Source organism: Candidatus Nanopelagicales bacterium (assembly GCA_018003655.1).
Lineage (GTDB): Bacteria > Actinomycetota > Actinomycetes > S36-B12 > UBA10799 > JAGNDY01.
In genome coordinates, this window is the sequence record JAGNDY010000068.1 from 1 (window position 1) to 10,118 (window position 10,118).

Genomic DNA, 10,118 nt, shown 5'->3' on the forward strand with positions numbered 1-10,118 from the left:
AGGCTGGCGCAGCCACCGAGGTTGAGCTGAAGGAGCGCAAGCACCGCATCGAAGATGCAGTGCGCAACGCCAAGGCCGCCGTGGAAGAGGGCATCGTCGCCGGTGGCGGCGTGGCCTTGATCCAGGCAGGTCAGGCAGCGTTCGAGAAGCTCGAACTCGAAGGTGAGCAGGCCATCGGCGCGAACATCGTCAAGGTCGCGATCGAGGCACCGCTGAAGCAGATCGCCGTGAATGCCGGACTTGAGGGTGGAGTTGTGGCCGAGAAGGTTCGCAACCTGCCACCGGGCCACGGCCTCAACGCGCAGACAGGTGAGTACGTCGACCTGATCGCCGCTGGTGTGATCGACCCTGCCAAGGTGACGCGTTCGGCGCTGCAGAACGCAGCATCGATCGCCGCACTGTTCCTCACCACCGAGGCCGTTATTGCCGACAAGCCGGAGAAGGCTGCCGCAGCAATGCCTGGTGGCGACGGTGGCATGGGCGGCATGGGCGGTATGGACTTCTAGTCCAGCCACACCGTGCGCGCGCTGCACCACAGTACGTAACGCACGAACGCAAAGCGGGGTCGTCCCTTTCGGGCGGCCCCGCTTTGCTGTGTCGCTATGCGCCAGCTGGTCGTAGCTACGGTTTGTAGGTCTTGCCTGCGGAGTACGCGAGGTACGCGGCGTTAGCAGTCGTGCGGGCTCCGGCGCTGAATGTGAGCGTCAGTTTCATTCGCTTCTTGTTGAACGTCTTGAGGTAGATCCGCCCGCCTGACTTCTTCAGCAGCTTGAACTTGCCGCCACGGGAGACCTTGGCCGAGACGCGGATTGCCTGGCCCGCGTTCGTTACGCAGGTGCGCGGCAGGATCGTCGTCGTGCCCTTTCGCTTGATCTTGCGAGGGAAGGCTCCGCAGCGGCTGGGAACCTGTCGGACGACGGCAACCGAGGTCTTGGCGCCGTTGCTCGTCGTCGCTGGGCCAGTGCCGGCAAGGTTCGTGGCCACGACTCGGAAGTAATACGTCGTCGCATCGGATAGACCGGTCGCGACGCACGCACGCGCCGTGTTCGTTGCTGTTGTCGCGGGTGCACAGGTTCCACCGGCAACGCTGAATGGGCCCGACGCGTTGGTCGACACCTCGACCGCGTAGCCGGTGATGGTTGCCTCGCCACCGTCGTCCGGCAGCGTCCACGAGAGGCTCGCCTGCCTGGCGCCGCCGGAAGCACTGACCGAGTGCGGCCCGCTCGGTGCCACCGCACCGATGCCAGCCACGCTGATGTCGCTGGGAGTGGCTGCGTCGTTGCTCACGACATTGATCGTGGCGGCCTTGGCGCCGCGGCTGGTCGGGCTGAACTCGACAGTCACCGTGCACGAACTGTCGGGCTCGACCGACGTATTGCTACAACCATCCGCGGTAATCGCGAAGTGTGCGGAATCGGATCCGGTTGCAGTGACCGCGCTCGCGCCGAACGTCAGATCCGCGGTGCCATCGTTGGTAATCACAAAGTCGTGCGGCGTTGAGGCAGTGCTGACGGCGACGGTCCCGAAGGCCTTGCCAGGTGGTGCAACCAGGTGGGGTGCGGGGTCCACGGCCGTACCGGTGAGATTCACGGCGGGAGTCCACGGGGCATCGCTCACCAGGGTCAGGGCCGCGGACTTGGCGCCGTTGCTGGTGGGTCGGAAGGTCACCGAGATCGCACACTCGCCACCAGGGGAAAGTTGCTGGTGGGAACAGTTGTCACTGTCGACGCTGAACTGGTCGCCATTGGTTCCTTCAACCGTCAAGGCGCCCATCGTGAGGACGGCGGTTCCCGTGTTCGTGACCGCGAATGACTGCGCCTTCGACGCATGATCGGTGCCGGTGACGCCGAAGGCTTTGTTCGTCGGCGCAATGGCGATGTTCGGCTGTGTGCCCCTCCCACTCAACGGCACTGAGGTCATGGGCGTGCCAACCGAGTCCAACACGCGCAGGTTCGCGGACACAGTTCCAGCCGTCACCGGCTTGAAGGTGACGGTCGCGGTGCAGCTTTCGGTGACGTGGATCGCCGATTCGCAGGTGGTACTAATCAGGCTGAACCGACTTGCCGAGGGTCCAGTGATCACTACGGGATCGGTGCCCAACGGAATTGAGTTGGCTCCCCAGTTTGTGAACGTGACCACTTCCTGAACAGACTCCTGGCCGACGAGGACATCGCCGAAGGACTGGCTGGTCGGAGTGGGCGTGGCCGACCGGCCAGCAGTGGAGCCGATTCCGGCGAGCGTCATCTCCTTGGTCCCGGGAGCGTCACTGGCCACCGTGATCTTGGCAGCCTTGTTGCCGACCACGGTTGGAGCAAAGCTCACAGACAGGGTGCAGGTGTCGTTGACCGGCAGCGTGGCCGGGCACGCGTCATTCACGATCTGGAACTGGTTGGCGTTCGCTCCGCTCATGGTGAACTTTGTGCCGCCGAAAGTCAGGGGAATGTTGCCGCTGCTGCGCAACGTGAAGTCCTGTTCCTGGTGCGCTCCAGTGGTGATGCCGCCGAAATCGATCGTGGACGGAGCGATGCTCAGGTCCGCCTCGGTGCCCTTTCCTCGCAGCGGGATCGAGTGCGGATTGCTGATCGCGTCGTCGACGAAGTGCAGATCGGTGGTCAAATCACCAGGGTTTTGTGGCGAGAAGCCGACCCGCATCAGACAGCTATCGCCGGGTTCGAGGACGGCTCCGGAACACCCGTCGGTCTCGATGTTGAAACTCTCGGTGTTGCCGGTGGCGAGGGTGACGCCCCCATCGGCGATGGTCATCGCTTCGGTGCCGTCGTTGGACACATTGACGTCTTCGATCGGGGCGCTCTGGCCCACCGGGGTGTCCGGGAATTTCACGGGGGTCACGTCGGAGATGAATGCTGGCCCCGGGGTGTAGGTCCGCACCAGCGAGAACGTTTGGTCTCCGGTCGGATCACCACGGTCAGCGACGTAGATCTTGTGCTCTGCCGTGACGGCGATTCCGTACGGTTCAAAGATGCCTGTCAGCGTCCGACCCGCCAGCGGACCGTCTTGCCCGGCGACGAAGCCGGACCTGAACACGGCCACAGTCCTGCCGTTGGCTGCGTACATGGTGCCGTCAGAGTCGAACGCCAGCGCGTTGACCGACGACAGCCCATCGATCACGGCCGACGGAGTGTCTGTCTCCGCGGGGGAGTCGAACACATGGTCGGCGCCCGGATCGAACACCTTGACGGAGTTCTGGGCCTCGCGGGTACCGACGAAGACCCGCCCGTCCGGGCTCACGGCCACCGACGCTGGCTCGGACAAGCCGGTCAGGGTCGTCGAGGCCGTCGTTGATCCGTCGAAGATGCTCACCGTCCCGGCCGCGAGGTTCGCGACGTACACGCGGTTGGCAGAGTCCACCGCGATGCCCTGCGGGTCGTTGAGGCCGGTCAGCGTTAGCGATGGGGTGGGCGTGTTGTTGCTGCCAACGAAGACTCGAACCTCGTCGGGGTTCGGGTCGTTCGGGTTGGTGCCTTTTGACGTGACATACAGGTTGCCGTCTGCCCCAAAAGCGAGACCCCAGGGTAGGGTGACGCCGGACAGCAGCCGGGTTGGCACCGTGTCGACTCCGTCGTAGACCTTGACACCGTCTTTGCCGGAATTGGTGATGTAGAAGTCACCGCCATCAAACGCGATGCCGTTCACATAGGCCTCGATCGACAGAGCTGTCGGATCTGGACTCTGGGCGTGAGCGGTATTGGTACCGAGAACTGCCAGAACGGCCGCGACTGCGCACACGAACGCGACACGAAGCATCGCCGTGCCCGGTGCGGTTCGCATGTGGTGTCCTCGCGGGTCGGATCGGTCCTGGTCGGATCGGCTCTCCCCCTTCTTGTCGGCCGCTCGATCACGCGACTGTCGGGTGCCTTGGCATTTGGGTGACGCTCCACGGCAGCCGCCCCGGCGGATACGGTGGCTGCATGGGTTTCGCGGACATGTTTGACCAAGGTCGTGGTGGGGAAGTTCAACGGCTCCGCGAAGAGATCGCCGACGTTGGTCACAACCTCCGACGCGTGATGGAGCACCTAGGCATCAACTACGAGCGAAACCCACTACTGGAGATTTCGCCGAGGGTGTTGGCGGCGCTCAAGGAGGACGACGACTCCGGTGCGCTTGACTTGGTGGTGGTCGAGCGCGGCATGACAGAGGATCAGGCCCGTGCATTCCTTGAGGTGATCAAACCCCGTCTCGGACTGGGCGACTTCACCAGCTAAGTCCGATGCCTAGCAGGGTTCGCGGCGAGCGTCTGCTTGCCGGGCGTGGCAGGCTGCGGCGTGTGACGACTTCCAAACACTTGGGCCAGTGGCAGATTCAGCCTCGCGAAGGCGAGGTCCACATGAAGACCAGCAGGGTTGGACTGTTCAGCATCAGCGCAACGGCGCCAATCGTCGGCGGCGAAGCGGACTGGACGACTGCGGAGGCGGACTTGGTCATCCAGATCGGGCTCAACGAGATGAAGACGGGCAACTCACTGCTGGATCCGGAAGTGCAGAAGCTCATCAACCGTGGCTCCGACGGCATGCTCACTTTCAAGGGCAGCGGACACGCCCACGACGACGAGGTTCGCTTCGAAGGAACCGCCACTGCCGGAAATGTCGTCGTTCCGATGATTCTGTTGGGAGAGGCGGAAGAGGAGAGCGAGACGCAGCGAGAGGTAAAAGTCAGCGGCACCGCAACCTTCGACGACCTGCACCTCCCGCTGCCAGGGCTCAGCCATGTTCGCAAGATTGACTTGCACATTGAGGCGATGCTGAGGTTGCTCCGCCAGCGGTAGAGCTGGCAATCGGATACCGCCAGCGGTAGAGCCAGCTAGTCGAATCCAGAATCCTCAGGCGTCGAGGTCGTTGGCAACCGCCCGCATGACCTTCGCGACGGCCTTGGACTTCTGATCGTCCGGATAGCGGCCGCGGCGCAGGCTGTTGGAGAGGTTGTCGAGCAACTTGATCAGGTCTTCGACAACCGGCGCCATATCTTCGGCTGGTTTGCGCATCGCTTTGCTGACGCTCGGGGCTTCTTCCAGGATCGTCACGCTGAGAGCCTGCTTGCCGCGTTTGCCATCGACGATGCCAAAGTCGACCTTCGATCCAGGCTTGAGCGCGTCAGTGCCGGCAGGCAGCGCGCTGGCGTGGACGAAGACGTCCTCGCCCTCATCGCTGGCCAGGAACCCGAAGCCTTTGTCGGTGTCGTAGAACTTGACCCGCCCGGTTGGCACGGCGTGCCCCTCTCGATAGGAAATTGTCGATGCGTGCAGTGGAGTGACTCGTGTGATTCTGTGGTTGGAGCGCAGGTTTTGTTCCGAACGTGCCGCCGCCCCTCCTAGGTTACCCGGCCTCGTTGTTTCGCGGGGTCTCCATTACGACTTGATCGTTTCGCAGCGGTGTCTGTTCTGCCAAGTTCGGCGGGTTCCGCGACGTCGGGGCGTGGCTACTGCACCGAACTCAGGGGCATGGGACGCTCAAGGTCGAGCAGAATTGGCTCGTTCAGCGAGCCGGAACGGAATCCGCGTGGATCGACCTCCGCCTCGGTGAACCCTGCCGAGCGGGTCAACTCAACCACCGGTGCCTGGATGGTCAGTACCTGGTCGAGCACGTGGGCATCGACCTCGACTCGGGCGTGTTCTGCACCGAGGTCGCGCACCCGCAGATTGGTAACCGGGATGGACTCGTCGCGAAAGAACTCGCGCAGTCGTGCTTCGGCGCGATCAACTCTGCGCAAGCCGCTCTCGGTGACCGGGACGCCGTAGGCGATACGACTGGCAAGGCAAGCCGCCTGCGGTTTGTCCCAGGTGCTCAGCCCCCAGTCGTGGGACAAGCGCCGAACCTCTGCCTTGGACATTCGAACCGCCGCCAGCGGGGTCACGGCACCGAGCCGGCCCGCTGCTGCCATGCCGGGTCGGTGTGGATCGACAGCGTCGTCAGCGTTGGTCCCGGTGGCCACGACCGCGTCGGTGCCAAAATGCAACTCGGCGACCGGCAGTAGGACCTCCATCAGCTCGGTCTTGCAGTGGGCGCATCGATCGCGGGCGTTCTCGCGGTACCCAGCACGACCGATCTCCGCACCGGGAACTGCGACGTGGCGGACCCCAATGTCTTCGGCGAAGGAACGAGCGGATTCCAGTTCCCCGGTGGCCAAGGAGGGACTTACGACGGTTGCGGCGATGACATTGTCCGGTCCTAGGGCACGTTGCGCGGCCGCGAGCAGGAAAGCGCTATCGGTCCCGCCGGAGAACGCAACGACCAGACACTTGTAGGCCCGTAGGTGGTCGAGCAGTGCCGATGCACCGTCTTGGCCGGACTGGTCAGTACGCACTACTGCATTCTTCGCATCTCGTCCTGGATCTGTTGTTCGCTCGGCTTGCCGGAGCGTGGGCCGTAAACGTTCCAGCCCATCCAGAACGCTGCGAATCCCATCCCGACAATCACCCAGAGCGGCCAGAAGTACCCCGCCCCGGTGATCGCCCAGATGATGACGGTGAATATCGAGATCGCCACCCAGCCGCCGAGGTACCGAACGAAACCAGCTTTGGCCGCGATTCGCTTCTCAGCCTCGTGTCGGAGTTGCTGGTCGGACATGCTCGCTCCCGGCGCTGGCGGTGGCGGTGGAGTCGGCTGCTCGTTCGGATCAGATGCACTCATGGAGTAAGGCTATTGCGACATCGCGCCGGACTCCACCCGTCAGCACCCTGACCTGGCAGGCGTACCGTAACGAGGATGCCTCCAGACAGTTCCGCACGTCCCGCGCGCAGTCTCGCCGATGACCTACGCCGTCGCGACGATGGGGCTCTGGCGGAGTTGGTGCGCTCCCGTCCGGACATCGCCGAACCCGTCCCCGTGAGCATCGCGGAGTTGGCTGCGCGGGCTTCTGGTGCCCCGTCCGTTCGACGAGCCGTCGATGCGTTGGATCGCGACGCGCTTGAGGTACTGGCAATCCTGGCCGCACAGCAGCAGCCAGCGCGGGCAAGTGCGAATGACGCCCTGGGTGGCTCGCCGGAACGATTGGCCAAGGTGCTCGAGCGGCTGTGGGCGCTCGCGCTGGTGTGGGGCCCACCGACGGTGCGGCTTGACACCCCCGTTCACGTGACATCGACCGCGCGCGAGGCAGTACCCGCCGCCGTCGGATCGATCGAACTGCGAGACGCCGATATCGAGCCGTCGCAGGTTCTCGATCCGCACAATGTCGACCAGTTGGGCGCAACGCACGCGCTCGCGGCCAACGCGACGGTGGCAGCACTGTGCGATGAATGGTCGACTCGGCCCGCCCTTGCCCTCAAGGCAGGGGGGTTGGGTGTTCGCGAACTCGCATCCACAGCGGTCGCACTGCGAACCGACGAGCCGACGGCCGCCTTCTGGGTTGAGCTCGCGGCTGCCGCAGGGCTGGTGGCAGGACACGAGGCGCAAGAGCGGGGTAGCTCCGCGTCGCTGCGGTACGTGCCAACGCACGCTTTTGATACCTGGACGGCCACCGACCTCGCCGAGCAGTGGTCCGTGCTGGCTTCAGCTTGGCTGGCCGGGGAGCGCGACGCCGACGCGGTCGGAGGAACCGGTGCCGATGGCACTCGCTTGGCCGCCCTCGGCGCTGACCTCGGACTGCCTGGACTGCCCACCTTGCGGCGAGCAGTGCTTCGTTCTCTCGACGAGATGGCACCGGGGGAGGCGCTGAGCATCGAGTCGCTGTGCGAGCAGCTGGAAGCGCGATTGCCTCGGGCCCGGATTGACGTCCGCAACCGCGTTGTCCGCAGCACGATTCGCGAGGCCGAGCAACTCGGGGTTGTTGCGCGCAATGCGATTACGGGAATGGGTCGATCCTTACTGCACGAGAATAACCTCACGGCGATCGCCAACACCGCGCGAGCGATCATGCCACCAGCGACCGAGGAGTTCCTGGCGCAAGCTGACTTGACGTTGGTCGTTCCTGGGCCGCCAAGTCCAACTTTGCGTTCGTTGCTCAATCTCGTGGCCGATCTGGAATCAAGTGGCGGTGCGGCAGTCTTTCGCGTCACCCCCAGCAGCGTGAGCCGGATCCTGGATACCGGTCGAAGTCCCGCCGAAATCATCGAGGAGTTGACCAAACGCAGCGTGACGCCGCTACCGCAGCCGATGGAGTACCTGATCAACGATGTCGCGCGCAGGCACGGGTCAGTACGCATCGGTGCGGTCAATTCCTACTTGCGTTCCGACGACGAGGCCTTGATTGCCGCGATGTTGTCCCATCCGCAGGCGACCGCACTGGGATTGGTGCGGGTCGCACCGACTGTGGTGGTGTCCAGGTCCCGCGGCGAGGCGTTGGTCGAGCTTGCCCGCGAACTCGGTCACGCGCCAGTCGCTGAAGGCATCGACGGTTCGACGGCGGTCATGCCGCTGCTCGCCCATCGAGCACCGACTCCGACAACAGCGACGGCTGGGCAGACTGGCTTCGACGAAGTGTTCGTCCATGCGCTGGTGCGGGCACTGCGCCGGGCTGAGGCGGACTCGCAATCACCTGTGCCCGTAGCCAATTCGGGCGAACCTGTACCGCGATTGTCCATCGCCCAGTCGGCGACCATCCTGCGGGAGGCGCACCTGTCGGGTGACCCGGTGTGGCTTGGCTACGCGGATAACGCTGGTTCCATCACCCGGCGGCTGGTGGACATCGTCGCGATCGACGCGGGCGCTGTGTCCGCCTTCGACCACAACTCGGGACGCATTCGCACCCTCGCGGTGTCGCGCATTACCGGCGTGGAACGCGCCTCGGACTCGGATAAGGAGGCGTTGGGATGACCGATGGCCCACTGATCGTTCAGAGCGACAAGACCGTGCTGCTGGAGGTCGACCACGAGCTCGCGGACGACGCTCGTCGAGAGATCGCGCCCTTCGCCGAGTTGGAACGTGCCCCTGAACACATCCACACGTACCGGTTGACCCCGCTTGGCCTGTGGAACGCGCGCGCAGCTGGCCACGATGCTGAAGGCGTCATCAACACGTTGCTGAAGTACTCGCGTTACGCCGTTCCTCATTCGCTGCTCGTCGACGTCGCCGACACGATGGATCGCTACGGCCGACTCCAGTTGCGCGACGATCCGGCGTACGGCTTGGTCATGGTCGCCAGTGACCTGTCGGTGATGGAAGAGGTGCTTCGGTCCAAACGGACCAAGGGCATGTTCGGCGACCGCATTGACGAGCACACGATCGTTGTCCATACCAGCGAGCGTGGACACCTCAAGCAGGCTCTGCTCAAGATCGGTTGGCCGGCTGAGGACTTGGCCGGTTACGTCGATGGCGAGGCGCACGCGATCGACCTGGTCGAGGACGGCTGGGAGTTGCGCGACTATCAGCGCCAAGCCGTCGACGGCTTCTGGCACGGCGGTTCCGGTGTGGTGGTGCTGCCATGCGGTGCTGGGAAGACCCTGGTGGGGGCGGCCGCGATGGCGGTCGCCAAGGCCACGACGCTGATCCTGGTGACCAGTACCGTCTCGGCGCGGCAGTGGCGCGACGAACTGCTCAAACGAACCAGCCTGACCGAGGACGAGATCGGCGAATACTCAGGTGCCAGCAAAGAAGTTCGGCCAGTCACAATCGCGACATATCAGGTGCTCACGACGCGTCGCAAAGGCGTCTACCCGCACTTGGACCTGTTCGACACCCGTGACTGGGGCCTGATCATCTACGACGAGGTCCATCTGTTGCCCGCCCCAGTCTTCCGCTTCACCGCCGACCTCCAGGCCCGGCGGCGGCTCGGTCTGACCGCGACGCTGGTGCGCGAGGACGGTAATGAGACTGAGGTCTTCAGCCTCATTGGCCCCAAGCGCTATGACGCACCGTGGCGCGAGATTGAGGCGCAGGGGTGGATCGCACCAGCTGACTGTGTGGAAGTTCGAGTGACGCTGCCCGAGCACCAGCGCATGATCTATGCGATGGCAGAGCCGGAGGATCGCTACCGAATGGTTGCCACTGCCCAGCAGAAGATCCCGGTGGTCAAGGAACTCATCGCCAAGCACACCGGCGAACAGATCCTGGTCATCGGTCAGTATCTGGACCAACTCGCCGAACTCGGCGAGGCCCTGGATGCGCCGGTGATTACCGGCGACACCCCGGTCAAGGAACGGCAACGGTTATATGAGCTGTTCCGCACCG

At 64.2% G+C, this 10,118-nt stretch carries 9 protein-coding genes; 5 read left to right on the forward strand and 4 right to left on the reverse strand.

Annotation, left to right across the window (positions count from 1 at the left end; genetic code table 11):
- On the forward strand, positions 1-506 hold a 506-nt coding region (gene groEL, locus KAZ48_09015; GenBank protein MBP7972929.1), incomplete at its 5' end, for a chaperonin GroEL.
- Between the two features lie 115 nt (positions 507-621).
- On the opposite strand, the gene KAZ48_09020 is transcribed toward groEL, so the two are convergent.
- Entirely contained in the window at positions 622-3,789 is a 3,168-nt protein-coding gene (locus KAZ48_09020) for a choice-of-anchor D domain-containing protein (protein MBP7972930.1), read from the reverse strand.
- A gap of 140 nt (positions 3,790-3,929) precedes the next feature.
- Here KAZ48_09020 and KAZ48_09025 point away from each other — a divergent pair, with 140 nt between their 5' ends.
- Positions 3,930-4,223: a hypothetical protein gene (locus KAZ48_09025; protein MBP7972931.1), complete on the forward strand. Its 294-nt coding sequence runs from the start codon at positions 3,930-3,932 to the stop codon at positions 4,221-4,223.
- Positions 4,224-4,285: 62 nt separating this feature from the next.
- Positions 4,286-4,783 (forward strand): hypothetical protein, encoded by a 498-nt coding sequence (locus tag KAZ48_09030; GenBank protein ID MBP7972932.1) that lies wholly within the window; start codon positions 4,286-4,288, stop codon positions 4,781-4,783.
- A 54-nt stretch (positions 4,784-4,837) separates the two neighbouring features.
- On the opposite strand, the gene KAZ48_09035 is transcribed toward KAZ48_09030, so the two are convergent.
- From KAZ48_09035 to KAZ48_09045, 3 genes are all read right to left on the reverse strand, one after another.
- Positions 4,838-5,221 (reverse strand): cold shock domain-containing protein, encoded by a 384-nt coding sequence (locus tag KAZ48_09035; protein ID MBP7972933.1) that lies wholly within the window; start codon positions 5,219-5,221, stop codon positions 4,838-4,840.
- Positions 5,222-5,433: 212 nt separating this feature from the next.
- Positions 5,434-6,318: an ATP-dependent sacrificial sulfur transferase LarE gene (gene larE, locus KAZ48_09040; protein MBP7972934.1), complete on the reverse strand. Its 885-nt coding sequence runs from the start codon at positions 6,316-6,318 to the stop codon at positions 5,434-5,436.
- Positions 6,318-6,644: a 2TM domain-containing protein gene (locus KAZ48_09045; GenBank protein ID MBP7972935.1), complete on the reverse strand. Its 327-nt coding sequence runs from the start codon at positions 6,642-6,644 to the stop codon at positions 6,318-6,320. Before KAZ48_09045 ends, larE begins: the two co-directional genes overlap by 1 nt.
- A 75-nt stretch (positions 6,645-6,719) precedes the next feature.
- On the opposite strand from KAZ48_09045, the gene KAZ48_09050 reads away from it, so the two are divergent.
- Positions 6,720-8,765, forward strand: a complete 2,046-nt coding sequence (locus KAZ48_09050) for a helicase-associated domain-containing protein (protein MBP7972936.1) — start codon at positions 6,720-6,722, stop codon at positions 8,763-8,765.
- Positions 8,762-10,118: DEAD/DEAH box helicase (locus tag KAZ48_09055; protein ID MBP7972937.1), on the forward strand; the 1,357-nt coding region annotated here is incomplete at its 3' end. The genes KAZ48_09050 and KAZ48_09055, both read left to right, overlap by 4 nt.

Coding starts and splice junctions, on each gene's coding strand:
- KAZ48_09020 (MBP7972930.1), bottom strand. CDS start 3,789: ATGCGAACCGCACCGGGCACGGCGATGCTTCGTGTCGCGTTCGTGTGC.
- KAZ48_09025 (MBP7972931.1), top strand. CDS start 3,930: ATGGGTTTCGCGGACATGTTTGACCAAGGTCGTGGTGGGGAAGTTCAA.
- KAZ48_09050 (MBP7972936.1), top strand. CDS start 6,720: ATGCCTCCAGACAGTTCCGCACGTCCCGCGCGCAGTCTCGCCGATGAC.
- KAZ48_09045 (MBP7972935.1), bottom strand. CDS start 6,644: ATGAGTGCATCTGATCCGAACGAGCAGCCGACTCCACCGCCACCGCCA.